The following is a 27,000-nucleotide window of genomic DNA, read 5'->3' as shown; positions in this document are numbered from 1 at the left end:
GTGTCCGTTGAGCCGTACAAGGCCGTACGACTCCCGGGGCGGGCGCGGGGACCCCGGGGCGCGGGGAACAGGGGGACCACATGGCCGAGGAGCCGACGTACGCCGCCCGGCAGGAATACGGGGACGGTCAGGGGCCGGGTGAGGGGCCCGCCGCGATCAGCGAACGCCGGGACTTCGCAATCCAACTGACGCTACTGCGGGAGCGGGCCGGGCTGACCGTACGTGCCGTGGCCAGGTCCCTTGACGCGCGGGACGCCACGATCGGCGGCTACTTCGGGGGTGCCCACCTGCCATCGGTGAATCTGCTTCCGCATCTACTGGCGGCCTGCGGCGTGACGGACCCGGAGGCGGTACGGGAGTGGACGGAGGCGCTGATCCGGGTGCGCCCGCGCCGGGGACGGACCGTCGGGGCGGCCCCGTACCGGGGACTGGCCAGCTTCGAGCCGGAGCACAGCGAGTGGTTCTTCGGCCGGGAGGAACTGACGGCCCTGCTTCGCCGCAGACTCGCCGAGCGGGAAGCGGCCGGGCAGGCCCTGATCGTGGCAGTGGGCCCCTCCGGGTCCGGCAAATCCTCGCTTCTGCGGGCAGGGCTGGTCCCGACGCTGCTGGACGAGGGCCGCCGGGTCGAGTTACTCACCCCGGGCCCGCATCCGCTGACTGATCTCGCCGCCCGGCTCGCGATGGACGCCCCGGCGACGGTGGCGAGGACGGTCGCCGCGCTGAGCACGGATCCCGAAGGTCGGCCCAGTCTCGTCCGGGAGCCTCTCGTGCTGGTGGTGGACCAGTTCGAGGAGACCTTCACGACCTGTCTGGACGAGGCCGAGCGCCAGGCGTTCGTGACCGCCCTGTGTGCGCTAGCTGGCGGTCGGGCGCAGGTCGTGCTGGGCCTGCGGGCCGACTTCTACGCTGATGCGCTGCGGTATCCGCCGCTGGCCGCCACCCTGCAGGACGCGCAAGTGGTGGTCGGCCCGATGGCCCGGGCGGAGCTGCGGCGGGCCATCGCCGAGCCCGCTCTCAAGGCCGGGCTCACCCTGCCTGACGGGCTGGTGGAGCTGGTATTGAGCGAGTTGGCCCCGCCGACCGGCGGCGCCGCGCGGGAGGCCGTTGACACCGCCAATGCGGCCGATGTCGCCCATGAGGCCGGCGCCCTACCGTTGCTGTCGCACGCGCTGTTGGCCACCTTCCGACGCAGCCGCGATCGCCGACTGACAGTATCCGACTACCGGGACAGCGGCGGCATCGCCGGAGCGGTCGCGCACACCGCCGAGGCAATCTGCTCGGAACTCACTTCTGAACAGCTGGATCTGACGCGCCGTTTGTTCCTGCGGCTGGTCCGGGTCTCCGAGGATTCCGCCGATACTCGCCGCCGGGTGTGGCGCAGCGAGGTCCTGGCGCCCGGCGCCGGGGACGAACTGGCCGATATCGTCGATCGCTTTATCGATCAGCGGCTGATCACCGCGCACGCGGACACCCTGGAACTGACCCATGAAGCCCTGCTGATCGCCTGGCCCCGCTTACGGGCCTGGATCGACGCCGACCGCACCGGCATCCGCGTCCACCGCCGCCTCACCGAGGCAGCCCAGACCTGGCATGACGCGGGCCGTGACCTGCACGCGCTACCGCGCGGCGGCCCGCTGGCAATGTTCCGGGACTGGGCGACGGACCCCTCGCACCAGCTCGACCTCAACCGGCTGGAGCGGGAATTCCTCGACGCCGGGATCCAGCACGACCAGCAGGAGAAACTGTCCGTACGCCGCCGCACGCTCGTACTCAAAGGGCTGGTGGCCGCCCTGACCGTGCTGGCGATGGTCGCCGGGAGCCTAGCGGTGTACGCGTTCAAGGAGAGCGAGAATGCGCGCGAGCAGAGCGCGGCAGCCCATTACCAGCAGGCCCTGGCAGTCTCCCGTGAGGTCGCAATCGAGGCTGACCACGCACGCAGCGGTGATGTGGCACTGGCCGCGCAGCTCTCACTGGCCGCCTATCGGATCTCGCCCACCCCGCAGGCCCGATCCAGCCTGCTCGACTCCTCCGCAACGCCCTCGGCCACGCGACTACTGGGCCCGAATGGTGCGGTGCAGACCCTAGCGATCGATCCCCGTACGCATGTGCTGGCGGCCGGGTGCGCCGACGGAACCGTCTGGCTCTGGGACGCCACCCAGGCAGCCCGGCCCCGGCTGCTGGGGAAGCTTCTGACGGCGTTCAGAACGAAGACAACGGCATCCGGCGATGCGATGTTCGGAACGGCCGTGTTCGCAGTGGCCCTCAGCTCGGATGGCCGAACCCTCGCGGCGGCAGGCGCCGACCGAACCGTATGGCTGTGGGACCTCACCCACCCGGCTGCCCCGCGCGCCCTGGGCAAGCCTCTGACTGGCTCCGGCAACACCATCTACTCGCTGGCTTTCAGCCCGGACGGTCGCACCCTCGCCGCTGGAAGCGCCGACAACACCGTACGACTGTGGGACGTCAGCGACCGGGAGCGGCCAACCATGATCAATCCGCTACGCGGCGCCGCCGACTACGTGGAAGCGGTGGCTTTCAGCCCGGACGGCCGTACCCTGGCGGCTGGCAGCGCCGATAGGACCGTACGACTGTGGGACCTGAGCCGCCCCGATACGCCGCGTGCTCTCGGCAAGCCACTCGCCGGTCCGACCGGGGTCGTGGACGCGCTGGCGTTCGGGCCCGGCGGGCGCACGTTGGCGGAGGCCGACCGGAACGGGAGCGTGTGGCTCTGGAACATCACCGGCGCTGGCCGCCCGGCAGCCGGAAAGGCACTGACCGGAGCGACGAGTTGGGTCAACGCGGTCGCCTTCAGCCCCGACGGTCGCACACTGGCCGCCGGGGGCAGCGATGACCTGGTGCGACTGTGGGACGTGGACACCGGCCGGGTGACCGCTACGCTGCCGCACCCCGGCCCGGTGACCTCCCTGGCCTGGAGGGACAGCACGACGCTGGTCACCGGCGACGCCGACGCCGAGACCCGGCTGTGGCACCTCCCGAGCCCGGTGCTGGCCGCCACCGGCGTTGTCAACGGGGTCGCCTTCAGCCCCGACGGGCACCTGCTGGCGGTCGCCGCCGACCGGCTCCAACTCTGGGACGTGACCACGCGTCAACCAGTGGGCCCCTCCCTCGGCATGCCGGGCGCCAACGCCGCCGCCGTGGCCTTCAGTCCTGACGGCACTACCCTCGCCGTGGGGTCCACCGACAGTCGTTTGCGGCTGTGGAACATCACTGACCCCGCCCGCCCGGTCTCCCTGGGGCCGCCGCTCGTCGGGCCGGCGTCTGGCTACGTGGAGTCGGTGGCCTACAGTCGAGACGGCCACACCCTCGCCACCGGCAACGATGACGGGACCGTACGCTTATGGGATGTCAGCGACGTCACCCGGCCGCGCCCCCTCGGTAAGCCCCTGACTGGGCCGCAGAGCTATGTATTCTCCGTAGCCTTCAGCCCGGACGGCCGCACCCTGGCCGCAGGAAGCGCGGACAGGACCGTTCGGCTGTGGGACTTGACCAACCGCGCCGCGCCGAGCGCCCTCGGCAGGCCGATCACCGCCGACGACACTTTCTACTCGGTCGCCTTCAGCCCCGACGGACGGACACTGGCCGCGGGCAGCGCTGACAAGAAGGTCCGGCTGTGGGACCTTGCCCGACGGGCCCAGCCGCGCCCCCTTGGTCCTCCCCTGACCGGCCCCGACAACTACGTGTACGCCATTGCCTTCAGCCCCGACGGCCGGACTCTTGCTGCAGGGAGTACCGACCACACCACCTGGCTCTGGGATGTCTCTCGCCCCTCCACCCCGGTTGTGCTGGCGACCCTCACCGGCCCCACCGACCACGTGTACGCCGTCGCCTTCAGTCCGGACGGCCGCACACTGGCAGCGGGCGGCGCGGACCGGGCAGTGCGGCTCTGGGCCACCGACCCGGCCGCCGTGGGCAAGCAGGTATGCGCATTGACAGGGTCGTCGCTCACCCGGGCCGAATGGCATCAGTACATCCAAGACAACTCGTACGAGGCGGTGTGCGGTAGCTGACTGTCGCTGGGCCAGACGGCGCGGCCTTGGAGGGTCTCGCTTTTAAGGGTCGCGTTCCAGCTCTCGGCTGCGGCGTTGTCCATGCTGCTGCCGACCGGTGCCCATGGACCCCTCCGGCTCGGCGGCAGGCGTCGGTGTAGCTGCGGCTGCTGTACTGGGCTCCGTGGTCGGCGTGCATCGTCGCTCCGGCCAGCCTGCCCCTGGTTCGCTCGGCTGCGTGCAGAGCCTGGACGACCAGGCCGCCGCGCATGTGGTAAGCCATCGCCCAGCCGGCGCGAGGCCGCCGACGGGGAGGTAAGTGATGTCACCGACGTGGCGGGTCGCAGCAGGCCAGGGGCCTTGGAGGTGGCCCGGTCGCGAGTGGTGGCGCGCTGGCGTCGCCGTAGCCGCAGGTCGGCGATGTCCTTCTCGCGTATCAGTCGGGCGACCTTCCTGTGGTTGACCCGGTGCCCGCTGTCGTGGAGTTCGGCGGTGATCCTGTTCAGCGGAGCGGTCCACGGCAGCGAAGTCCTACCGGAGCGGCCGGACAGCCGTAGCGAAAGGCCAGCTCAGGGGTATCGGGAAGGTGTCCGGTGCCGGACTGGCGCTCGTATCTTGATCCTCTTCGCGACCTGGCGCTCAAGCCGCCCTCGCTCACCGCACCGATGAGGGGACCAGAGCTGACGGCGGATGCGCCTGCTGACGCCGGTCGCAGCCGCGCCGGGCGACGGTGCGGTGGGCGACGGTGCGATGGGGCGCGGCGGTGTCGACCGGGTTCATCGGGTGGCCTTCGAGGGGGTGAAGAAGGCCGGGTAGCGGCGGCGGCAGACCAGGAGTGCGAGCAGGCCGACGAGGATGGACGCCACGCCGATGACGAAGGTTCCGCCGATGTGCAGGTCCGGGGCGAAGGACGGGGTCCAGCTGGTGTTGCTGTTGGCCGGGTCCCAGGCGTGGACCAGGCTCCATGCTCCGGCCGCGATGAGGACGGCGCCGCCGATGGCGGGCAGGACGGTGCGCAGCCACAGGTCCGCCGGACCGGTGCGCCACTGGGTGCGGTGGACCCACGCGGAGGTGAGTCCGGTGAGTCCGTAGTAGAAGGCGATCATGACGCCGCAGGCGGAGACCGCGTCGCCGATGACCAGTTCGTGGCCGAGGAGGTTCATCGCGACGTAGACCGCTCCGCCGGCGACGCCCACGGCGACCGTGCCCACATGCGGAATGCGGTACTTCGGGTGCACCCGGGCCAGGGCGCGGGGCAGCGCGCCCTGGGCGCCCATGGACAGCACCGTCCTGCTCAGGGTCAGCACGGTGGTCTCGGTGGAGGCGGCGGCCGAGGTGAGGACCATCAGGATGAGCAGGTGCCACAGCACGGAGCCGAAGCCGCTCGCGCCGAACACGGCCGTGCCGAGGGCGTAGAAGACGTCACCGGAGTTGCCGGGGTTGTTCAGCCCGATGCCGGTGTCCCCGATGCCCGCGAACGACACCACGGCGAAGGTGGCGGCGAGGTAGACCACCACGAGCAGCACCGTCGACCAGGTCGCGGCCCGGCCCGGGGTGCGGTGCCGGTCGGCGGTCTCCTCGTTCACGGTGATCGCGGTCTCCCAGCCCCAGTAGATGAAGAGCATGAGCACCAGGGCGCTGATGAAGTCCCCGACCGACCCCACGGCGAACGGGTTGAGCCAGGACAGCTGCGGCCGGTGCGCCCCGGCCGGCGCGGTGCCGCCGTACACCCGGACCAGCGCGACCACCGACAGCACCACCAGCATGCTGAACTCGAGGAAGAGCAGGGCCCGTTGGACGGCTGCGGCGATCTCGATGCCGCGGTAGCAGAGGACGGTCATCAGCGCGAGCCATCCCAGCCCGGCCAGCATCACCCAGGTGCTGCCCGGGTCGGAGCCGATGCCGGCGGCTCCCACCAGCAGGAACACATACTGTCCGGCCACCTGCGCGAGGCTGCCGACGACCAGGACGAAGGACGCGATGATCGCCCAGCCGCCCAGGAACCCGAGGCTGGGGCTGAGATTCCGGGAAGCCCAGGTGAAGATGGTGCCGCAGTCCGGGTCGCGCCGGTTGAGCGCGGCGTATCCGAACGAGACGAAGAGGATCGGCACGAAGGCGAGCACCACCACGGCCGGGGCCTGGAAGCCGACGAACCCGACGATGAACGCCAGCGTGGCGGCGAGGCTGTAGGCCGGTGCCGCCGAGGCCACCGCGAGGATCAGGCTGGTCGCCATGGAGAGGGCGCCGGAGCGCAGCCCCTTGTCCGCGTCGGGGGAGTCCAGATCGCCGGACCACGGTTCGGTTCCGGTTCCGGTTCCGGGTCCGGAGGTCAGGGTTTCGGCCAGTCCCGGCCCGGTCTTGTCGCTGTTTCCGGTCATGGCCACTCCCGATCCCGGCTTCCCGGGGCGGGGATGCCGACCGCAACATCTGATTGGCGAGTCAGCCTCATCCCGGCGGGTCGCGCTGTCAAGAGATCCATCGCAATTATTTCTGGACCTTGACTGGCCAATCAATGTTGCGCAATGGTCGTCGGCATGGAACAACGTGAACGTCCCGTCGTGGAAACCCGGGTGGCCGTCGTCGGTGCGGGATACGCAGGCTTGACCGCGGCTCTGGAGCTGACCGACGCAGGCGTGGACACGGTCGTCCTGGAGGCCTCCGACCGCGTCGGCGGCCGGACGCTCAGCGAACTGCGCCCGTCCGGCGTGCGCGTCGACCACGGCGGTCAGTGGGTCGGACCGACCCAGCACCGGCTGCGTGCGCTGGCCGCCCGGTTCGGCTGCGCGACGTTCCCCACCTGGGAGACGGGCCGGCACCTGGAGGTCTGGCACGACGGCACCCGCGTCGGCTACGCAGGCGCGGCGCCCGCCACCGGCCCCGGCATCCCGGAGTACGAGCGGATCACCGCGCTGCTGGACCGACTCGCCGGCACCGTCGACGTGGACAGTCCGTGGCAGACCCCGCGGTTCGCGGAGTTCGACGGTCATTCCGCCGAGGGCTTCTTCCGCAGCGAGACCGGCGACGAGGACGCGCTGCGCCGCCTGGCGCTCGCGGTGCAGGGCGTGTGGTGCGCCGAGCCGAGCGAGATCTCGCTGTTCCACGTGCTGTTCTACATCGCCTCGGCCGGCGGGTACGAACAGCTGATGGAGACCCGCGACTGCGCTCAGGACAGCCGTTTCACCGAAGGGGCGGACGGTCCGGCGCGGGCGGTGGCGGCCGCGCTGGGGGACCGGGTCCGGCTCGGCGTTCCGGTGCGGGCGATCAGGCAGTGCGCCGCGGGCGTCGAGCTCAGCACGGACCGCGGCCTGGTCAGGGCGGAGCGGGCGGTGCTGGCGGTGCCGCCGACGGCGGTGCACCGGATCGCCTTCGACCCGGTGCTGCCCGCTGCCCGCAGGGGCTGGATCGGCCACTCGCCGATGGGCCGGGTGGCCAAGGTGCACGCCGTCTACCGGCGACCCTTCTGGCGCGCGGCCGGGAGCTCCGGGATCGCGACGCTCTACGGCGACCACCCGGTCGGCGTGGTCTTCGACAACTCGCCCGAGGACGGGCGGCACGGCGTCCTGGTGGCGTTCGTCTACGGCGACCGGCTCACCCGGTGGGCCGCACTGGATCCGGACGCGCGGCGCGCCTCGGTGCTCGCCGCCCTGGTCGCGGCCGCCGGCCCGGAGGCCGCGGAGCCGGACGACTACACCGAGAAGGTCTGGCCGCAGCAGGAGTGGACGACCGGCGGCTACGAGTGCTTCGTGACGCCCGGTGGCTGGACCGGCCACGGCAGGCAGGGCTGGCGGGAACCGGTCGGGAGGCTCCACTGGGCGGGTACCGAGACCGCATCGGTGTGGAACGGCTACATCGACGGGGCCGTCTCGTCCGGGGAGCGGGCCGCTGCCGAGGTCGCCGAGGCCCTCGCGGCGCGGGCGGTAGCCGCCCCCGGGCCTGCGGCACCAGGCATAATGAGCTCTCGTCATGAGCAGCACCGATGAGCGGTCCCCGACCGCACCACCCGACGCCCCCGACCGCCCCGCCGCCTCGGACCTGACCGACCGGGTACGCGTCGTCCTGCGTTCCGCACGGCTGTCCCAGCGCGAGCTCGCGCGCCGGATCGGCATGGATCCCACGGCGCTGTCCAAGGCACTGCGGGGCACCCGGCGACTGCAGCAGCAGGAGATTGCCGCCATCGCCAAGGCCGGCGGGGTGTCGGTGCAGTACCTGGTGTCCGGGGTGGGCCGGACTCCGCCGCTCGGCCCCGGGGACGAGGCGGGCGCCAGGGCCCAGCCGCTGAGCACCCAGGAGCGGAGGAGCCAGATCCTGGAGGCCGCCACCGAGCTCATCGCCCGCCGTGGCTTCCACAACGTGCGGGTGTCGGACATCGCGGAGCGCTGTGGCACCAGCACCGGAACGGTGCACTACCACTTCCCGACCAAGGAAGCGGTGCTGCACGCCGCGCTGGACCACTACGCCCAGCGTCTGCACGAGCGCCTGCGCGCGGAGTTCGAGGGGGCCAGCTCCGCCCGGGACAAGGTGCTCCGGCTCATCGAGGTGCAGCTCACGCTCACCACCGCGGACGTCGACGAGTGGTCGGTGTGGATCCAGTTCTGGAGCCAGGCGATGCTCGAGCCGAGCCTGCGCCCGGCCCAGCGCCGGACCTACTCGGACTGGCGCAGGCTCGTGGTCGAGCTGCTCCGCGAGTGCCGGGACGAGGGGCTGGCGCCGGAGGCCGACATCGAGGCGCTCGCCGACCGGTTCACCGCGATGGTCGACGGTCTGGCGATCCAGATCCTGGCCGGGTCCACCGACATGACGCCGGACCGGATGCGCTCGCTGCTGCGGCGGGCCTTCGAACCGCACCTCGACCTCGGCTGAGCCGGGCACCGGCGGTGCCCGGTGCCGGTGCCTCCCGGGCGGGGCCTCCAGCCGGTCGTAGGATGGTGCTCCGCCGAGGATGAGGGGAGGTCAGGTGCCGCGTCCCAACGTGGAGGCCGAGCGACGCGAGCAGATCCTCCGTGCGGCCTGCGACGAACTCAGCGAGGTCGGCATGCAGGACCTGAGGCTGTCCGACCTGGCCCGGCGGGCCGGCGTCAGCTCCGGGACGATCCACTACTACTTCGAGGGCAAGCACGCGGTCCTGGTCGCGGCCTTCGAGTTCAACTACCGGCGTTCGCTGGAGCGGCGCCGACGGCTGCTGGACGCCGGCGACGAACCGCTGCCCACCCTGCGCGAGCTCGTCGACTCCTACCTGCCGCGCCGCCCTGAGGCACTGACCGCATGGCGGGTCTGGGCGCAGCTGTGGGCCGAGGCCACCAGGAACGACGAGTACCGGGCGATCAACGAATCGCTCTACGCCGAGTGGCGCGGCCTGGTCACCGAGCTGATCGCGAGGGGCCAGGACCGCGGTTCGGTCCGTGACGGCGACCCCGGGGTACTGGCCGACATGCTGATCGGCATGATCGACGGCCTGGCGACGCAGGTACTGGCCGGCTCCAAGGACATGCCGGTCGAGCGGATGAGCAGCACCTTGCAGCAGTTCATCTACGACTTCCTCGCGCTCGCGCCCGGTCACGCCCGGCACTGATCCAGGTCGGCCGGCGCGGGGCGCCGGCGGCAAAGGCTGGATGAGGAAGCACTGTTGACGGGGCGTCGGCCCGACGGCGCTGCCGTGCGGCCCCGCCCCCTCCGGCCGACTGCCTGAAAACCCTGCCTGAACACCCGCTATGCCGGATCACCGGCGTGCTCCGCGCATCCCGAGGTCTTGCCCGCACTGGAATCGAAATGTATAACTGACGCATCAGTCAACTATCCGAGCCTTGCCGGGCACACTCGTGCCGGGGAACCGGAGGACGCCCATGACCGTGCCCAACGCGTTCGTCGATCCAGCCTCGGTCGCCGTCGTCGGGGCCAGTGAGGACCGCGCGAAGTGGGGCTACTGGCTCGCCGACGGAGCGCTGCGGGGCGCCGGACGCCGAGACGTCTGGCTGGTGAACCGGAGCGCACGGCCGTTGTTCGGCGAGCGCGCCTTCGCCTCGCTCGGCGAACTGCCCGCCGCCCCCGAACTCGTGGTGCTCTCCGTGCCCGCCGATCAGGTGGAACCCACCGTCGAGGAGGCACTGGCCCTGGGATGCCAGGCGTTCCTGGCGATCACCGCCGGACTCACCGGCCGACAGGAGCAGAGGCTCGCGCAGCTGCTCAAGGCCGCCGGAGCGCACCTGCTCGGACCCAACAGCCTCGGCCTGTACGACTCCTCCACCGAACTGCAGCTGGCCTGGGGGACCTTCACCCCCGGGTCGCTCGCGATTGTCTCCCAGAGCGGCCAGCTCGGTATGGAGATCGCCACCCTCGCCGCGCGGGCGGGCCTCGGAGTCTCCCGGTTCTACTCGGTGGGCAACCAACTGACCGTCGGTGCAGTGGAGTTGCTGGAGTCACTGGCCGAGGACGAGCGGACCACGACGGCGGTGCTGTACCTGGAGGCCTTCACCGAGGGCCCGCGGATCGTCGCCGCACTGCGCGCCCTGCGCCGGGCCGGCAAGCACACCCTGGTGCTCAGCACTGGTGCGAGCGAGGCGAGCCGACGGCTGGCCCGCTCCCACACCGGTTCGCTGACCTCCGCCCTCGACGTGGTCGACGCCGCCTGCCGGGTCGCCGGCGCATTGCGGGTCGCCACCCCGCAGGAGGCCGTCGCCATCGCAACGTACCTGTCCTCGGCCGCGGCGCCGCGGGGACGCCGAGTGGCAGTCGTCGGCGACAGCGGCGGACAGGGCGGTGTCGCCGCCGACGTGGCCGCCCGGACCGGTCTCGGAGTCCCGCAGTTCTCGCCCGAACTGCAGTGCAGACTACGGGAGTTGCTGCCCGAGGCCGCAGCCGTGGCCAACCCGGTCGACCTGGCCGGAGCCGGTGAGGCCGACCTCGGGGTCTACGCCGCCGTGGCGGAGGCGGTGGCCGCCTCCACCGAAGTCGATGCCGTCCTGCTCACCGGCTACCTCGGCTGCTACGGCGAGGACACCCCGTCGATCGCCGACGCCGAACTCGCCGTCGTCGACCGCCTGGGACGCCTGGCCGCGAGCGGACCGGTGCCCCTGGTGGTGCACAGCATGAGCGGGACCTCCGCGGCAGTGGCGCGCATGGGGCAGCACCGCATCCCCACCTACCCGGAGATCACACCGGCCCTCGGCGCCCTCGCCGGAGCCGCCGCACTGAGGGCGGCGACCGGACGGGACCCGAAGGCCACGGCCGGCCCCGAACTGCGATCGGTCACCGGCTACTGGGGCGCACGGGAGGCACTGTGTGACCTCGGCATCCCGGTACCTGACGCGGTGCGGGTCCGCGACGGGGCCGAAGTCAGCGCGGCGTTCCGCACGCTGCGCGCTCCGCTGGTGCTCAAAGCCGGCTGGCTGGAGCACAAGAGCGAGCACGGCGGCATCAGGACCGGGCTGACGGGGCCCGCGGAAGGCACCGCGGCCTTCGCCGAGATGCACGAACGGCTCGGCCCGGGGGAGTACGTCCTGGAGGAACAGGACACCCGCGCCGACGTGGTCGAGATGCTGATCGGCGCCCGGCACGACCCCTGCTTCGGGCCGACGGTCGCCGTGGGCCTCGGCGGCGTCGAAGCCGAGCTGTGGCGTGACGTCCGGGTCGAACTGGCGCCGGTGGACCGGCCGGTCGCCGCCGCCATGGTCGACGGGCTGCGTTCACGCGCACTGCTGCGGGGCTGGCGCGGGAGACCGCCGGTGCACACCGACGCGCTCGTCGACGCCGTGGTCGCGGTGTCCGAGGCCATCGCGGCCAACCCGCACCTCACCGACCTGGAGATCAACCCGCTCCGGGTCGGCGTCGGCGGAGTACTCGCCGTCGACGCACTGATCCTGCACGAGCCTGCAACGAACGACGAGCCAACCACGAATGGGGAGAACCATGCCTGAGACCACCGAACCGTGGCCGCTGACCGACGAGCAGCGCGACATCCTCGCGCTGTGCCGGCAGTTCGCCGAGCACGAGATCCGCCCCCGCGGACGCGAGGTGGACGAGGCCGACATCGAGCCCCCGGTGGACATCTTCCGCTCCGCCGCGAAAGCGGGCATCACCGACTTCATGCTCCCCGAGGAGTACGGCGGCGGCGGGCTGACCGACGTGCTGACCCAGTGCCTGGTGCAGGAACAGCTGTGCTGGGGCGACCCGGGCATCGGCAACTTCCTGTGCTCCAACGGCTTCTTCGCCGATCCGGTCATCGAGTTGGGCACCGCGGAGCAGAAGGAGCGCTGGCTGCGCCCGCTCACTGGGCCGACGCCGCTGCACACCGCGCTGGCCACCACCGAGCCCGGATCGGGCTCCGACGCCGCATCTATCTCCACCACCGCGGTCAGGACCGCGGGAGGATACGAACTCACCGGCCAGAAGGCGTGGATCTCCAACGCGGGCCTGGCCGACCAGTACGTCGTCTTCGCCAAGACCGACCCGTCCCGGCGCTCCGACGGCGTGACCGCGTTCCTGCTGGACCGGAACACGCCCGGGATGACCTTCGGCGAGCCGATGCGGAAGATGGGCCAGCGGGCCATCGTGTGCCGCGAGATCTTCTTCGACCGCGCCTTCGTGCCGGAGGACCAGCGGCTCGGCGACGAGGGCCGCGGGTTCCACGGCCTGATGAAGACGTTCGACATCTCCCGCGTCGTGCTCGCTGCCGCGGCCACCGGCGCCGCCCGCGCGGCGTACGAGTACGCGCGCGACTACGCTCGCCAGCGCAGCCAGTTCGGCAAGCCGATCATCGAGCACCAGGCGGTGGCCTTCCGGCTGGCCGACATGGCCACCCGGATCCAGTCCGCCTGGCTGCTCACGCTGCACGCCGCCCGGCAGATCGACGCCGGCGCCACCGTGACCGGTCTCGCGGCCATGGCCAAGCTGCAGGCCTCCGAGACGGCCATGTTCTGCACCTGGGGCGCGGTCCAGACCCTCGGCGGCTGGGGCTACTCCCGCGAGTACCCGGTCGAGCAGTGGATGCGCGACGCCAAACTCGAGGAGATCGAGGAAGGCACCTCGGACATCATGCGCCTGGTCATCTCACGCAGTCTCTGAAAGCCGGGAGGTCCGACAGCCATGCCTTTCCAGAACGACTTCACCCGGATGTTCGGCGTCCGGCACCCCGTGGTGTGCGGCGGCATGCTCGCCGTCGGCACCGCGGAACTCATCGCGGCGGTCGCGAACGCGGGGGCGCTCGGCTTCCTCAGCGCTCTGACCCAGCCCACCCCGGAGGCCCTCAGCCTGGAGATCAAGCGGTGCCGTGAGCTGACCGACCAGCCCTTCGGGGTCAACCTCACGATCCTGCCCACCATCGACCCGGTTCCCTACCACGAGTACCGTGAAGCGATCATCGATTCCGGAGTCCGGATCGTCGAGACCGCCGGCAGCAACCCGGCCCCGCACCTGCCCGCCTTCCGGGCCGCGGGGGTCAAGGTCGTCCACAAGGCCGTCTCGGTGCGGCACGCCCTGAAGGCCGAGGCGCTCGGCGTCGACGCGGTGAGCATCGACGGCTTCGAGTGCGCCGGCCACCCCGGCGCGGACGATGTGCCCGGCCTGGTCCTGATCCCCGCGGCGGCGCGGCGGCTCTCGATCCCGTTGATCGCCTCGGGCGGCTTCGCCACCGGGAGCGGTCTGGTCGCCGCGCTCGCGCTGGGCGCCTGCGCGGTCAACATGGGCACCCGGTTCGAGGCGACGACCGAGGCACCCGTGCACCCCAGGGTGAAGGCGCAGATCGTCGCCAACGACGAACGCGCGACGCAGATCGTGTTCCGCGAGTTCGGCAACACCGCACGGGTGGCACGCAACTCCGTCTCCGAGCAGATCGCCGAACTCGGCGCACGGCCCGGCGCGACCTTCGCCGACGTCGCCCATCTCGCCTCCGGGGCGCGGGCCCGGAGCCGGGTGCTCGCAGACGGCGACGTCGAGGGCGGAATGTGGTGGGCCGGCCAGGCGCAGGGCCTGATCGACAGCGTCGGCAGCTGCGCCGACGTGGTGCACGACATCATCGCCGAGGCGGAAGCCATCGTCCGCGACCGGCTGCCCGGCCAGATGACGCCCGCACCCTGAGGCCGGGGGCAGGGGCGGAAATTCGGTGTCCTGGCCGCGCTGTGGGGATGCAGGATGGTGCGCATGACTCTGGCCACTCCCACAGTGCACACGGCTCGCCTGCGCCTGCGCCCCTTCACCGACACCGATGCGGACGCCCTCTACGCGTTGCACAGCAACACCGCTGTGATGCGTTACTGGGATTCCCCGCCATGGAGCGATCGGGCCCGCGCCGATCGCTTCATTGCGACGTGCGGGAAGATGGCGGACGAAGGCACCGGGGCGCGGCTGGCGATCGACCGTGCTTCTGACGGGGCCTTCATCGGCTGGTGCTGTCTGACCGGATGGAACCCGGACTACCGCAGCGCGTCGTTGGGCTACGTCCTCGACGATGCGGTGTGGGGCCACGGCTACGCGACGGAGGCCGCGCGCGCCTTGCTGCAGTGGGCTTTCGACACCCTGGACCTGAACCGGGTTCAGGCCGAGGCCGATACCCGCAACGCGGCGTCAGGCCGGGTGCTGGAGAAGCTCGGATTCGTGCGGGAAGGGACGCTGCGGGAGGACTGCATCGTGAACGGCGACGTATCCGATTCGTGGGTGTTCGGGTTGCTCAGGCGAGAGTGGCGGCCGGCGGTCGCGCCGATCCCAGCGGGCTGAGGGGCCGCTCCGTTCCTGGAGCGTCCGCTCGCGGCCTCAGCGGACGCCGAGCCGGTCGACGAGGAAGGCGATGATCTCGTCGCGGGCGCGGGTGGTCGGGTGGCCCTGCCGGTCGACCAGGTGTGCGGTGACGACGCTGTGGGCGCTGCCGACGACGTCGCGGAAGAACGGGGGAGGGGCGGTGTTCGCGGCGTCGGAGGGGAGTACGCGACCGTCGAACGCGTCCCCGAGCAGGGCCCGGTAGGCGGCGAAGCGTTGGCCGGTGCACCACCGGTCGTTCTCGAAGCGGTAGGCGAGCACGGTCAGTCCGTCCCGGCGGACGCGTTCCGACACTGCGGCCGCGTCGGCGGCGTCGATCTCCAGGCCGCCGGGGTCGTCGAGCGGTAGCGAGGGGTGATTGACGACCGGGGCGACGACGGCGGGCTCCAGGGCCATGGACAGCGCGAAGTTGCCGGTGAAGCAGAGCCCGATCGCGCCGACGCCGGCTCCGCCGCACTCCGCGTGCGCGGTGCGGGCCAGCCCGCGCAGCCAGGCCACGACGGGACTGGTACCGCCGCCCGCGAACGCGCGGAACTCGGCACTGACGCAGGCTCTTCGCACGATCTCCTGGCCCGCGGCGGTGGTCGGGTAGGCGCCGTCGACGCCGAAGAGCGACGGCAGGTAGACGGTGGTGCCGGCGTCCCGGATCCAGCGCGCCAACCGGGCCACGTCCGGGCTGATGCCCGGCATCTCGGGCATCAGGATGACGGCCGGTCCGGTGCCGGAGACGTACACGGTCTTGCTGACGTCGTCGACGCTGACGGTCTTTTGGATGAAGTCGCCCAAAGGGTCGTCACGCTGCGGTGGTTCCGTTGTCATGGTCGCAGTCTCACGGGACACTGGTGCCACCGGAAGCGGCGGTATCGCCATGACTGCGGGCGATCCCGCCAGAGGCGGGAAGCAGGGAGCAGCCAGTGGGGGGAGCGGAGCAGCCGCTGCGGCTGGGGGTGCTGGCCTACCCGGGATGCTTCGCCTCCGAGGTCTTCGGGGTCCCGGATCTGCTGGCGATGGCGGACCGTGTCTCCGCGGCCCGGGGTGCGGACCTGCCGCGGTACGAGGTGGACATCGTCTCGCCCCGGCGACGGGTGGTCGCATCCGGTGGCTGGGCCGTCGAGGTCCGGGCACCGCGCCGGATCGATGTGCTGGTGGTGCCGGGTTTCGGGCTGTCACCCGAGACTGATCTGGAGGCGACACTCGCGGGCCTGTGTCCCGAGATCGCGCTCATTCGGGCCCAGGCGGCGGCCGGAGTCGCCGTCGTGTCGATCTGCGTCGGCGCGTTCCTGGTGGCAGAGGCCGGTCTGCTCGACGGACGCCGGGCGACGACGTCCTGGCTCTTCGCAGACCGGCTGGCGGGGCGCTACCCGGCCGTCGACGTGCACGCCGAGCACCTGGTGGTCACCGAGCGCGGGGTGACCACCACCGCCGGCTTCAGCGCCATGTACGACTTCGCGCTGCAGCTGATCCGTGACCACGACGGTCCCCGGACCGCCCGTGCCACCGCCCGCATCGCGCTGGTCGACGACGCACGTTCGACCCAGGGCCCTTATGTGGACCCGGAGTTGCTCCCCACGGTGGGCCACCGGTTCTCGGATGCGGTGAAGCGGCGGCTGGACCGTGACCTGGCGGCGCCCTACGACCTGCCCGCCCTGGCCGAGGCGTTCCACATGAGCACGCGGACCATGCTCCGGCGCTTCCGGAGCGAGGCGGACCAGACCCCGCTCGCCTACCTGCAGTCGGCCCGGATCCGCCGGGCCCGCCATCTGCTGGAGGTCGGCGACGCGACGGTGGCCCGCATCGCCGCCGACGTCGGCTACCGGGACGCGAGCACCTTCAGCACGCTCTTCACGCGGCACACCGGCCAGCGGCCGCGCGACTACCGTGCGCGCTTCCGCCGGCCGGCCGGTCCACCGGGCCACCTACTGGGGCAGCCCCTGGAACTGGAGCAGTTGGACCTCAGCGATGTCGGTGTTGCCGCCGTGCTGGTCCAGGACCCGCAGCATGGGTACGGACTGGTGCTGCGGCAGCTTGAAGAGGTACCACTGCTGGTCGCTGGTGATGCCCGAGATGGTCAGGAACGTCGTCCAGGTGGTCCCTCCGTCGGTCGAGCCCTGGAGGACGGTGCCGTTGGCGCGGGCCGGGTAGCCGGTGCGGGCGTGGATGCGGACGGCGTCGATGCCCAGCGTCGAGCCGTCGGTCGGCTTGACCGTCACCCAGCCGTTGGCAGTCGTGGTGTCGGTTGATGTGGTGATGTCGCCGTCGAACATCCGCCAGCCGTTGGCCGCGGTGGTTCCCTTTCCCGGCCACAGCGGGGTGGACGCGTCCACCCATGCCTGGGCGATGCTGTCGGCCACCACGTGGGTGTTCCACAGCTGGAGCGAGGAGCCGTCGGTGGTCTGGAACACGGTGGTGCCGGTCTGGCCGGTGGCCGTCGTGTAGTCGGCCGTGAACTGCAGTGCGCGGCCGTAGTCGACGCTCTCGGGCAGTACGGCTGTGGCGTGCCAGTGCTCGTTGTCGGTACTGGTGACGGTCGCGGTCGCGCCTTCGATCTGGACGTTCACGTCGGCGATGGGCTCGGTGGCGGTCAGGTCCAGGGTGACGGTGTCCCCGTTGACGGCCTGGCCGGCGACCGGGTCGTCGGACGACAGGGTCGCGACGGACACGGCCTGGGCCGTCTCCTGGCGGACGCCGTGGATCCGCAGTTCGCCGAAGGACGACAGGCCGGGGTAGTTCGGGTCGGTGGGGACACCGGGGTCGTCGACCTGGATCTTGAAGAAGCGGAAGGACTTGTCCTTGACCTCGGCGCGTATCGGGATGGTCTCCATCTGGAAGTCGGGCGCCGTGTTGGTGGTCTCGTGCGCTGTCAGCAGGGTCCAGGTCCGGCCGTCGTTCGAGCCGTAGACGTTCGCCCCCTGCGAGCGGTTGGCGAAGTTGTACCGCGCCTGCAGACCGAAGGCACTGGCCTTGACCCGGAATCCGGCACCGAAGTCCAGCGTGAACGGAGCCGTCAGGTCCCCGGAGGTGGTGTTGATGTCGCTGTCGACCAGGTTCCACATGGCTGTCGTCCCCAGCGAGGAGGTCACCAGGGTCTGGTAGGCGAGCGTGCCGTCGCCGAGGGTCGGGTTGAGCAGCTGAAGCCCCTGCACCGCCTTCTGCACCGACAGGAGGCCGTCCTGGAAGGTGCTGTCGTCAGCGGTGGTGATGGTGGCCCGCACTGCGGCCACGGCTGCGTCGTACGCGTCCAGCGTGCTGCGGACGTAGGTCGCCTTGGGGTGGAACCCGGCCTCCGCGGCCTTGAGCGCAGCGGTACGGTTCGGCGCTGTCACCAGGGTGAGGTTGAGGACGGTGTCGGTCGTGCCGTCGGAGGCGACGACCGTGGCCCGGGCGGTCCCTACCTGCCTGCGGGTGGGTGTCCAGTTGAACGCCCCGGTACTGCTGTCGACCGTGGCTCCGGCCGCGAGCCCGGTGGCTTCGTAGGTCAGGGCTCCCCCCGCGGTGTCCGTTGCGGCGAGGGAGCGTTGCAGGGTCTGGCTGGCGACGCCGATGAGGGTGACCTGCCGGCCCTGCGGGAAGGTGGGCGGGCTGAGGCTCGTGGCCTGAAGGTTGACGCTCTGGACGTCCACGTTGACCGCCGGTGAACCGGTGACGGTGTAGTAGGCGAGGTTCTCCCCACCGGTGCTGCCGGGAACGACCGCGTAGTCCATGTCGTAGCTGACGTAGCGCCACTGACCTTGCGTGTCCGGCAGGCTGACGGTCTGGTAGGGGCGGAGCGCCAGGTTCATGCGGATGGTCAGGGTCGCCGGTCCGTCGGTGCGGATCAGGACGCCGACGGGGCTGTAGCCGGTGCGGGAGGGGTACATCAGGGTGCGGACCGCGATCGAGGCGCCCTTGTCGGACGCCTGCATCCGGACGTAGCTCTGCCCGCTGTCGACGAGCACCTGCGAGCGGTGGTCCAGGGCGATGCTGCGCTGCGCCACCGGCACCAGTGCGTCGGTCTGCTGGGGCCGGACCTGGCCGGCCACCTGCTGCGGCAGTGACAGCCAGTAGTCCGGGTTGTAGTCGGGGTTGCTGTTCCAGAAGTTGTAGGCGCTGGTCCCCCAGAAGAACTGCGGGCCGTCGGCCTGCTGCTGCATCTTGGCGACGTCGGGGGCGACCTTGGCGACGTTGACGCCCAGGTCGTACTCGTAGACGTTGTAGAGCTCGTCGATGGGGTCGAACTGCCGGCCGCGGTAGGCCTCGGACAGCTTCCCTGGACCGCCGGTGGTGTCGATCCAGGGGATCGTCTTCCCCATCATGTAGGCGTAGTAGGCGTCGGTCCCCGCCAGCAGCCGGTTGTCGCCGAAGGTGTAGGGGGACACGGCGTTGCTGCGGTCCGAGACGGTTCCGGCGACCGGGTCCAGCCTGGTGCCCTGGACGGTGAGCATGCGGGCGATCTCGGTGAGGGCGTTGATCCCGTCCCAGGCGTGCGCCTGGTCGCGGCCCATCTCCTGCTCCTGGACGAAGGAGTAGCCGTAGGGGTTCAGCGGGTCCTTGGCGCTGATGGTGCGGATCAGGGAGACCAGCGAGCCGTTGGCGTCGGGGTCCGGGTTGGAGGCGTTGACCGAGAACCACTCGACATGCTTGTCGTAGGCCGCACGGTTGTCGGTGAACATGTCCGCGGCGAGCTCGCCGACCAGCGGGTACGACTGCTGGCTCATGAAGTAGGTGTTGCCGTCCAGCAGGACGCTGCTGACCGGGGAGATCAGATTGGTGGTCAGATTACTGGTGTCCGCGTCGGTCCAGGAGGTGTCGTAGCCGTCGGAGGTGGCGTTGACACTGGAGTAGCGGAAGATCTCCGCCGCGGCGAGCATCCGCATCAGCGGGATGCCGGCGTGGATGTGCGCGTCCGCGTACGGTGCGACCTCGGCGGGGTCGATGTGGGACCAGGTGCGGATGATGTGCATCCCGTTCTCCCGGTAGGCGGGATCCCCGGTGACGAGGTACTGGACGGCCTGGGTGTAGGCGCCGAAGGCGTCGGCGATGAACTTCGATTCGACGCCCTGCGAGTTGAAGGCCACCGACCCGGGGGTGTCCACCTGGGTGCTGTGGTTGACGGGGGTGAGCGTCCTGGACGCATAGCTGGTCTTGACCATGGCCGCGTAGTAGGAGGCCCAGGGCTCGACGCCGCCCTGCACCTCCTGGCGCGCCAGCAGCAGGTTCGGGGCGCTCACGTCGATGCCCGGGTGGACGAACCCGGCGCTACTGGTGACCTGGTTCAGGGTGACGGTGGGGAAGGCGCTCGCCACCGCGCCTGCCGTGGGTGGTGCGGTCGTGTCCGCAGCGGCGGTCGCCGGGACGGCGGGCAGCACCACGGCCAGGACGAGCGCCGCGGTGATCACCCGCCCCGGTAGCCGTCTGACTCGCCCCATCAGGTTCTGCCACATGTGACTCTCCTCAGGAATGAATGCGGTGCGATCCGGCGTGCGAGCGGGTGGGGCTCACGACGCCGGTGCCAGGCGCAGCAGCAGGGCGCTCTGCGGTCGTGGCAGCCGTACGGTCAGTTCACCGGCGGCCTGGTCCCATGCGGCCTGCGCGTCGCCTGCGGCGTCGAAGAGCAGTTCGACGGCCAGGGCGCGGTCCCGCAGCTGGGGGAAGGGCAGGGTGCAGTGGTCGGTGTCGGTCTCGCGGCGGAAGACCGAGACGCGGATCGAATCGGTGCAGTGCAGGGCCAGGGCCGTCCAGGGGTCGCGCCAGCCGGGCAGGCCCAGCGGCCAGCCGGGGACGGCGGTGCGCAGGTGGGTCCGGTAGCCCTTGTAGCGTTCCAGGGCGGTCCGCACCAGGTCCGCCCGGGCGGGGTCGAGGCGGTCGAGGCGGCCGCTGAGGTGGATGCGGCCGAGCAGCGCGGGGACCAGGGCGAGGCCGATGGCGTCGGTGTCGAACTCGGCCTGCGGGTAGGCCCACATGGCGCCCTGCTCCGGCAGGACGGCTGTCGGGGCGGCCCCCGCGATCGGCGGCAGGTTGTGGTGGTCCTGCTGGTCGGTGAGCGAGTGGACGGGCAGTCGGGCCAGGGTGGCGTAGTCGCTGCGGCTGCCGCCGGCCGCGCAGCTCTCCACGACCAGGCCGGGATGCCGGTCCAGGACGGCGTCCAGCCACTCCAGCAGCGCGCGGTTGTGGCCCAGCAGTCCGGCCCCGGGGTTGTCGCCGGTGCCCGGGCCGATGTCGATGTTGTAGTCCAGTTTGAGGTAGCCCAGGCCGTAGTCGGTGACCAGCCGGTCCACCACCTTGTCGAGGTGGCTGCGGGCGGCCGGGTGGCGCAGGTCGAGCTGGTAGCGGCCCCACTGGACCACGCGCTCGCCGTCGCGCCGGAAGAACGCCTCCTCCGGCAGGGCCTGCGCCAGCGGGCTGCGCACGCCGACCACCTCGGGCTCCAGCCACAGCCCCGGCACCATGCCCAGGGCCCGGATCCGGTCGGTCACCTCCTTGAGTCCGCCGGGGAAGCGGACGGCCGACTCCTCCCACTCGCCGACCGCGTCCCACCAGCCGTCGGTGTCGGCGTACCAGCCGGCATCCATGACGTAGTACTCCGCGCCGACCCCGGCCGCCGCCTCCACCAGCGGCAGGACCGCGGCTGTGCTGGGGTCCGACATCAGGCAGTTGTTGAAGTCGTTGAAGACCACCGGCAGCCGTTCATGGTCCGGGTGCGGCCGCAACAGCGCGCGCCGGTAGGCGGTCATCGCGCCGACGGCGCCCTGGAAGCCGTCCGGGGCCAGTGCCACGGCCACCGGGACCCCGGTGAACGACTCGCCGGGCCGCAGCCGGGCCCGCCAGGCGTGCTCGCGATCGGTGGGACCGGACAGGGCCAGGTAGACGTCGTCGTGGTAGTCGCCGAGCTCCGCGTGCCAGGCGCCGTTGTGCTCGATCTGCCACAGCAGGGCCCGCCCGCCGGCCGGGTCCTCGATGCAGCCCATGGGCAGGTGCTCGGCGCTGGACCAGGCCCCGGTGGAGGTCAGGGCGATGCGGTTCTTGGATCCGGTCTGCCCGTAGCGGACCATCCCCACGTCGTAGAGGCCGCGCTCGGCAAGCGTGCTGTCCGACCAGCGGAACTCCCCGCTCCACGGATTGGCCGCGGTGTGCAGCCGCAGTCCCTCCTCCCAGCGGCCGGCTGTGCGGGCGGCCAGGCCCGCGAACACGAAGGAGGACAGGTACTCGACGGACACCGCCGTTCGACCCGCCGTCACCTCGGCCCAGCTGCGCAGCACCGGCAGCTGGGCGTGCAGCCGCAGGTGCGCGGTGACGCGCAGGCCGCTGGCCGGGTCGGCGGTGCTGACGACCAGTTCGCGCCAGGCTCCGTCCACCCGTTCCTGATGGCCCAGGTAGCGCTGCCGGGCGGCGGCGTCCCCGTCCACATGGCGTTTGCCAGAGGTGCCGGTGCGTCCGGTGCCGATCAGCTCCAGCTCGACCAGGGGCCGAGCCGGACGGTGCGCCTGCCGGGGTGCGTCGCCCGGCAGGAGCAGGTCGAGCAGCCGGACCGGTCCGTCCGCCTCCCAGCCCAGATGGAGGGTCAGTGCGCTGTTGCCCCAAAGCAGTTCCCCCGACGATGCGGTCACGATGAGTTCTCCGGGTAGTCGATGGTGAGGTGGTCGATGTCGGCGCTGAAGCCGTCGCCGTCGTGGTCGTCGATCCGCAGCGCGGCGAAGGCACCGGTGAACCGCAACAGATCCTGGTAGTCGTCGGAGAGCAGGCGGCTCGACAGCGAAGGGCTGTTCCACACGGCCCGATTCGGGTCCGGCGCGGCGGTGAAACTGATCGTCGGCCCGTCCAGGGCGAAGCCCAGGTGCAGGTCCGGCCAGTCGTCCACCGGCACCGGCTCGCCCAGCTGGGAGGTTCCGGCGGGAGTGCTCTGTTCCAGGACCAGCACCCGCCGGCCGTCGTCGTCCACGGTGAGATAGAGGCCGTAGTGACTGTGACGGTCGTACCAGGCGACCAGGCCGGCCCGGTGGCCCGTGGTGCGCGGCCGGGCCTCGATCCGGGTGGCCACCTGTGCCGCCGGCTCCTCGATCCGGGTGCCGATCAGGCTCTGCTCGAAGACGGACGCGCGGGACTGTCCGCCGTGCAGCCGTACCCAGCCGGGCCGGCTCTCAAGGTCGAGCCAGTCCGAGTGGACCTGTCGACGCAGCGTCGACCAGCGGGTCCGGTCCAACTGGTCTGCGGCGAAGTCGTCGTGGAAGCGGCGCGGCGTGATGGCGGCGGCTGCAGCGTTGCTGGTTGCGACGGTTGAGCGGACCCGGGTCCTGGCCCGGGTTCCGGTGACCGGGCGGCCCTGGTCGTCAGCGAGCCGCAGCCAGCCGTCCTCGGTCCAGGCCACCCGCTGCAGGCAGGTCTCCCGGCCGGTGACTGCGAACTGCCCCTGGTCGTCGCGGCTGGTCCGGGAGGCGAGGTGGGCCAGGTACCAGTCGCCCTCGGGCGTCTGCACCAGTTCGCCGTGGCCGGCCTTCTGCAGCTCCCACTCGGGGTCGTCCCGCGAGGTCAGCAGGGAGTACTGCGGATCGCGCTCGAACTCGCCGTCCAGGCTGCGGGAACGGAGCATGGAGATGCCGTGGTTGAAGCCGGTTCCGCCCTGAGCCAGCATCAGGTAGTAGAAGCCGTTGTGCCAGTAGAGGTTGGGGCCCTCGATCAGGCCGGCGTCGCGGGCGACGATGCGGCTGTCGCCGACGAGCCGGCCGGCCTTGGCGTCGTACTCCTGCAGGCTGATGCCGGCGAACCGCGGGTGCCCGGGGCGCGGGTCCCACTGCACGCCGACCAGCCAGTGCCGCCCGTCCCGGTCGTGGAACAGGGAGGCGTCGAACCCGCGTGAGTTCAGCCGGACCGGCTCCGACCAGGGGCCGGTGATGTCGGGGGCGGTGAGCAGGTAGTTGTCCAGGTCCTTGGCGTCGCCGTCCATGGTCCGCACGATGCTCAGGACCAGCCAGAACAGGCCGTCGTGGTGAGAGAGTGAGGGGGCCCAGACGCCACCGGAGTCGGGAACCCCCCGCAGGTCCAGCACACCGGCGCTGTCCACCGCGTGCCCGAGCGTGCGCCAGTGCACCAGGTCGCGCGAGTGGTGCAGCCGGACCAGCGGCGACCACTCGAAGGTGCTGGTCGCGATGTAGTAGTCGGCGCCGACACGGAGAATGGACGGATCGGGGTTGAATCCCCGGAGCACTGGGTTGATCAGGTCGGTCACGGATCAGGACTTTCGGTAGAGGACGACGGTGGTCATCGGAAGCACGGTGATGCGGGCCTCTGCCTTGACCTTCTTGCCGGTGGTCAGGTCGGTGGCTGGGCCGAAGGCCTGTCGGTGCGGCAGCGTGTAGGTCTTGTCGGTCGTGGTGTTCATGGCGATGTAGTAGTCGCCGTACTGGCAGAGGTAGAGCGGCGCTCTGCCGACCAGCATGGTTTCTACGCCGGTGAAGTGGACGCCGAGGGTGGGGTCGGGGACGTCGGCGGGGACCGGGGCCAGCGGGTAGACATCGCCGGCCAGCGACTGGTGCAGGGTGTCACCGGGCGGAGGGAAGCCGCCCGGTGGGATGCCGGCCGCGCCGGGGTCGTTGATGGCGTAGTCCCACAGGATCCAGTCCAGCGCGGTGAAGGTCGTGTCGGTGGCGCCGGAGCTGTTCTGGCGGATCGTCGCGGAGCGCTGGTCGACCGGGGTGACATGGTGCACTCGTGCGTAGTTGTTGACGCCCTGTCGTGCCCGCCAGTAGAGCGAGGCGTAGAGCAGTTCCCCGCCGTTCTTGACGGCGACAACGCCGTCCTCCTCGTCGGTGAAGCAAAAGTCAGGGGCGTTCCAGTCGGTCGGCAGCCGGTACGGGCGTGAGGGCAACGCCTGGTAGGCGTCCCAGTCCCGGGTCACCAGCCGGAAGGCGTTCAGGCCGACCCTGGTCCAGGAGTTGGACGTCATCAGGTCCAGTTGGCGGTAGAACTGCCCGTCCGCGAACATCTCCTGGGTCCAGCCGATGATCTCCGGGTCCTTGAGCACCACGGCTGCCTGGATCGGGTGCGAGTCCCAGGCTGTGCGCTGGGCGTAGCCGACCTCTCCGGGGTAGACCTCGTTGCGCCAGCCGACGACGGTCTCCAGCCGGGCGACCCGGCCGCCTGCCTCGTCCACGTCCAGGATGCGGAACCTGCTGCGGGTCTTGACCATCTTGATGATCTGGGTCTTCAGCGCCGGGTCGTCCTGGGGCTGGTAGCCGCGGGTGATCGACTCGTACATCATGATCAGCCAGTCGGTGACCTCGCCGTAGTTGCCGACGTAGCCCAGCTCGCGGGTCAGTCCCTTGGCAGTGACCTGGTAGTAGGAGCGGCCGAGCGGAGCGGTGGCGGTTCCGTCGGCGGCCTCGGGACCGAGGTAGGGGGTCAGCCCGACCGACTGGTACATGAAGCTGCGGGCCTTGTCCTCGGTCCACGCCAGCGCGGGGTCGATCAGCCGCAGCGCGCGGTTGACCTGGTAGAGGCCGATCGCGCAGATCTGGGTCTGGTTGGAGTAGTGCGGGAAGTGCTCACGCCAGTAGTCACGGCTGGCCTGCAGCATGGCGGTGTAGGCGGTCCTGCGCACCGGCGCGGCATGGCTGCTGGTCGACGGCGCGATCAGGGTGACGTCGTCGATCCAGGCGGTGCCGCCCTCGTGGACGCCGATGAACAGCCAGGCTGAGACTGCGGTGGCCGGGGTGGTGAGCGTGCTGGACAGGTAGGTCCAGTCGTAGGTCCCGGCTGGTGCGAAGACCTTGTTGTCGGTCCCCACGATGGCTCCTGCGGCGTCGTAGAACAGCACGTCGAGGTAGACACCGGTGCCGGTGAGGCCCTGCCCCTTCACCCAGACCCCGTACTCGTAGGCTCCCTGGTCCAGGCTGACCTTGGTGTTGTTGTTGACCGCGATCGCGTTCGCTCCGGTCGCGTTGTGGACCAGCTTCATCGAGTAGGTGCCGGAGTGCGCGTAGGTCGAGTCGCGGCCGGCGGTGCCGTTGGCGGTCCAGCCGGCCACCGACCAGCCGGTGGCGGTGGTCCCGCTGCCGTTCTCGAAGCCGCCGTTGGTGATGGAGTACGGCGATCCGGTGACCTGTTGGTCCAGGCGGGTGCCGAGCTGCTCCCAGAGCAGCGCCAGAACCAGGCCGATCCGGCCGAAACCCTGCCACTGCTGGTCGGAGCCGGTGAGTACGGTCGGGTTGGCCTGCCAGGCGTAGTAGCGGCCGTCGATGGCCTGCAGCGTGCGGTCCAGGGCGGTGTCCGACTGGTAGCCGGGGCCTCCGGACCAGAAGTAGGACTCGGCCAGTTGCTGCATCGCCCAGCCGTCCAGGGTGGCTGGATCGCCCGTGGTCAGCAGTCTGGTGGTGTCGCTCAGCACCCGGGCCCTGATGGCGGTGAGCACCTCGGGGCCCTCGACCGTGCGCGCCGTCGGGACCGGTGCGGGCCCCTGCACGTCGCCTGCGGGCGCGGTGAAGTACGGGTCGGTGTGGGTGTAGAGCCGGTAGATGCCGCGGGAAGGGGTGGTCATGTCGTAGTAGAGCTGTGCCTGGTTCTGACCGTAGGACCATATCCGGCCCATCGAGCGGATCTCCAGGGCGACCGAGGTCTTCCCCGCGGTGAGCTTCTCGGGCAGCGGCAAGGTGTGGAAGAAGAAGCGCCCGGGGGTGCGCGGCGCGGTGTCGAGAATGTCGAGGTTGTCGACTTCGCCCTGGTCCTGGTAGCCGATCTGGAGGCCCTCGCAGAAGAGCTGGAGCCGCCACATGTTGGTCCCGCTGCCGTCCTCCTCGGAGGTGGAGTCGTACTCGTCGCCCCAGAGTTTGACGGTGACGTAGGTCGTACCGGTCGGGCTGCAGGCGAGGGTGAAGGAGAGCGTGCCGCCGTAGTAGCCGGCAGGGCTGGTCGGGTTGAGCACGCGGGCGGTCTGGCCCAGGCCCCCGGCGGCGACGGTGTCGGACAGGGTGGCGGTCAGCGCGTGGGCGGACTCGGAGGCCGTGTCGCCGAAGACCAGCGTGTCCAGGAGACCTGTACCGGCGGACCGCTGGGACGCCGGCTGCGCCGGGGCGGTCGTCGTGCCGAAGGTGGCCGCTTGGGCGGACGGAATCTCTCCGAGCCAACCGACACCTGCGACGGCTCCGGCGGCGCCTGCGTATTTCAGGAGATCGCGACGTGCGGGGTTTTCGGGCATGGCTGAGCCTTCCTGTACGCGGGTGGAGCGGGGAAGGTGGTGGCGAGCGGGGCCGGGCGCGGTGAGTTCGCACCCGGTGCCCTGGTG

Annotated in this window: 15 protein-coding genes and 1 pseudogene; 9 read left to right on the top strand and 7 right to left on the bottom strand. The window is 71.0% G+C overall.

Annotated features, from left to right (window positions below; translation table 11 throughout):
* Positions 1 to 80: 80 nt before the first annotated feature.
* On the top strand, positions 81 to 4,028 hold the full coding sequence (locus IF29_RS0119545) for an nSTAND1 domain-containing NTPase (protein WP_051725527.1): 3,948 nt from the start codon (positions 81 to 83) through the stop codon (positions 4,026 to 4,028).
* 633 nt (positions 4,029 to 4,661) lie between these two features.
* Here IF29_RS0119545 and IF29_RS48540 read toward each other — a convergent pair.
* Together IF29_RS48540 and IF29_RS0119540 are read right to left on the bottom strand one after the other, a co-directional pair.
* A complete protein-coding gene (locus IF29_RS48540; protein WP_269665013.1) occupies positions 4,662 to 4,787 on the bottom strand; it encodes a hypothetical protein in 126 nt (41 codons plus the stop codon).
* Positions 4,784 to 6,385: an APC family permease gene (locus tag IF29_RS0119540; RefSeq protein WP_084714581.1), complete on the bottom strand. Its 1,602-nt coding sequence runs from the start codon at positions 6,383 to 6,385 to the stop codon at positions 4,784 to 4,786. The genes IF29_RS48540 and IF29_RS0119540 overlap by 4 nt, the downstream gene beginning before the upstream one ends.
* A 144-nt stretch (positions 6,386 to 6,529) precedes the next feature.
* On the opposite strand from IF29_RS0119540, the gene IF29_RS0119535 reads away from it, so the two are divergent.
* The 7 genes from IF29_RS0119535 (at position 6,530) to IF29_RS0119505 (ending at position 14,711) form a co-directional block, all read left to right on the top strand.
* Positions 6,530 to 7,987, top strand: coding sequence for a flavin monoamine oxidase family protein (locus tag IF29_RS0119535; protein WP_051725526.1), 1,458 nt, complete (start codon positions 6,530 to 6,532; stop codon positions 7,985 to 7,987).
* Entirely contained in the window at positions 7,971 to 8,867 is an 897-nt protein-coding gene (locus tag IF29_RS0119530; RefSeq protein ID WP_051725525.1) for a TetR/AcrR family transcriptional regulator, read from the top strand. The genes IF29_RS0119535 and IF29_RS0119530 overlap by 17 nt, the downstream gene beginning before the upstream one ends.
* 94 nt (positions 8,868 to 8,961) lie before the next feature.
* Positions 8,962 to 9,576 (top strand): TetR/AcrR family transcriptional regulator, encoded by a 615-nt coding sequence (locus tag IF29_RS0119525; protein WP_030256463.1) that lies wholly within the window; start codon positions 8,962 to 8,964, stop codon positions 9,574 to 9,576.
* A gap of 271 nt (positions 9,577 to 9,847) precedes the next feature.
* Positions 9,848 to 11,917 (top strand): acetate--CoA ligase family protein, encoded by a 2,070-nt coding sequence (locus IF29_RS0119520; protein WP_037595836.1) that lies wholly within the window; start codon positions 9,848 to 9,850, stop codon positions 11,915 to 11,917.
* Positions 11,910 to 13,064, top strand: a complete 1,155-nt coding sequence (locus IF29_RS0119515; RefSeq protein WP_030256458.1) for an acyl-CoA dehydrogenase family protein — start codon at positions 11,910 to 11,912, stop codon at positions 13,062 to 13,064. The genes IF29_RS0119520 and IF29_RS0119515 overlap by 8 nt, the downstream gene beginning before the upstream one ends.
* A 21-nt stretch (positions 13,065 to 13,085) precedes the next feature.
* Positions 13,086 to 14,075, top strand: coding sequence for an NAD(P)H-dependent flavin oxidoreductase (locus IF29_RS0119510; protein WP_030256456.1), 990 nt, complete (start codon positions 13,086 to 13,088; stop codon positions 14,073 to 14,075).
* 63 nt (positions 14,076 to 14,138) lie between these two features.
* Positions 14,139 to 14,711 (top strand): GNAT family N-acetyltransferase, encoded by a 573-nt coding sequence (locus IF29_RS0119505; protein WP_030256454.1) that lies wholly within the window; start codon positions 14,139 to 14,141, stop codon positions 14,709 to 14,711.
* Positions 14,712 to 14,747: 36 nt separating this feature from the next.
* Here the strand turns inward: IF29_RS0119505 and IF29_RS0119500 are convergent, their stop codons facing one another.
* On the bottom strand, positions 14,748 to 15,569 hold the full coding sequence (locus tag IF29_RS0119500) for a dienelactone hydrolase family protein (protein ID WP_030256451.1): 822 nt from the start codon (positions 15,567 to 15,569) through the stop codon (positions 14,748 to 14,750).
* A 188-nt stretch (positions 15,570 to 15,757) separates the two neighbouring features.
* Between IF29_RS0119500 and IF29_RS45080 the strand changes: the two are divergent.
* A pseudogene (locus IF29_RS45080) lies at positions 15,758 to 16,624 on the top strand (GlxA family transcriptional regulator); the annotation flags it as partial.
* A gap of 42 nt (positions 16,625 to 16,666) precedes the next feature.
* On the opposite strand, the gene IF29_RS47740 reads toward IF29_RS45080, so the two are convergent.
* Genes IF29_RS47740 through IF29_RS0119475 form a run of 4 tightly spaced genes read right to left on the bottom strand, consistent with a single transcriptional unit; the run spans position 16,667 to position 26,913 of the window.
* Positions 16,667 to 20,170: a putative Ig domain-containing protein gene (locus tag IF29_RS47740; RefSeq protein ID WP_051725524.1), complete on the bottom strand. Its 3,504-nt coding sequence runs from the start codon at positions 20,168 to 20,170 to the stop codon at positions 16,667 to 16,669.
* Between the two features lie 54 nt (positions 20,171 to 20,224).
* Positions 20,225 to 22,333 carry a glycoside hydrolase family 36 protein gene (locus IF29_RS0119485; RefSeq protein ID WP_030256445.1) on the bottom strand — a complete coding sequence of 703 codons (2,109 nt, stop codon included), beginning with the start codon at positions 22,331 to 22,333 and terminating at the stop codon, positions 20,225 to 20,227.
* On the bottom strand, positions 22,330 to 23,949 hold the full coding sequence (locus IF29_RS0119480) for a glycoside hydrolase family 43 protein (protein ID WP_030256443.1): 1,620 nt from the start codon (positions 23,947 to 23,949) through the stop codon (positions 22,330 to 22,332). Before IF29_RS0119480 ends, IF29_RS0119485 begins: the two co-directional genes overlap by 4 nt.
* A gap of 3 nt (positions 23,950 to 23,952) precedes the next feature.
* On the bottom strand, positions 23,953 to 26,913 hold the full coding sequence (locus IF29_RS0119475) for a twin-arginine translocation signal domain-containing protein (RefSeq protein WP_030256441.1): 2,961 nt from the start codon (positions 26,911 to 26,913) through the stop codon (positions 23,953 to 23,955).
* Between the last annotated feature and the right edge of the window lie 87 nt (positions 26,914 to 27,000).

It is taken from the genome of Streptacidiphilus jeojiense (assembly GCF_000719095.1).
In the GTDB taxonomy this organism is placed as follows: domain Bacteria; phylum Actinomycetota; class Actinomycetes; order Streptomycetales; family Streptomycetaceae; genus Streptacidiphilus; species Streptacidiphilus jeojiensis.
This window is presented reverse-complemented; position numbering and strand designations above follow the sequence as displayed.

Bases quoted from the DNA above. Each gene is read 5' to 3' on its own strand.
- IF29_RS0119545 (WP_051725527.1), top strand. From the start codon at position 81: ATGGCCGAGGAGCCGACGTACGCCGCCCGGCAGGAATACGGGGACGGT.
- IF29_RS48540 (WP_269665013.1), bottom strand. From the start codon at position 4,787: ATGAACCCGGTCGACACCGCCGCGCCCCATCGCACCGTCGCCCACCGC.
- IF29_RS0119540 (WP_084714581.1), bottom strand. From the start codon at position 6,385: ATGACCGGAAACAGCGACAAGACCGGGCCGGGACTGGCCGAAACCCTG.
- IF29_RS0119535 (WP_051725526.1), top strand. From the start codon at position 6,530: ATGGTCGTCGGCATGGAACAACGTGAACGTCCCGTCGTGGAAACCCGG.
- IF29_RS0119530 (WP_051725525.1), top strand. From the start codon at position 7,971: ATGAGCAGCACCGATGAGCGGTCCCCGACCGCACCACCCGACGCCCCC.
- IF29_RS0119520 (WP_037595836.1), top strand. From the start codon at position 9,848: ATGACCGTGCCCAACGCGTTCGTCGATCCAGCCTCGGTCGCCGTCGTC.
- IF29_RS0119515 (WP_030256458.1), top strand. From the start codon at position 11,910: ATGCCTGAGACCACCGAACCGTGGCCGCTGACCGACGAGCAGCGCGAC.
- IF29_RS0119510 (WP_030256456.1), top strand. From the start codon at position 13,086: ATGCCTTTCCAGAACGACTTCACCCGGATGTTCGGCGTCCGGCACCCC.
- IF29_RS0119505 (WP_030256454.1), top strand. From the start codon at position 14,139: ATGACTCTGGCCACTCCCACAGTGCACACGGCTCGCCTGCGCCTGCGC.
- IF29_RS0119500 (WP_030256451.1), bottom strand. From the start codon at position 15,569: ATGACAACGGAACCACCGCAGCGTGACGACCCTTTGGGCGACTTCATC.
- IF29_RS47740 (WP_051725524.1), bottom strand. From the start codon at position 20,170: ATGTGGCAGAACCTGATGGGGCGAGTCAGACGGCTACCGGGGCGGGTG.
- IF29_RS0119475 (WP_030256441.1), bottom strand. From the start codon at position 26,913: ATGCCCGAAAACCCCGCACGTCGCGATCTCCTGAAATACGCAGGCGCC.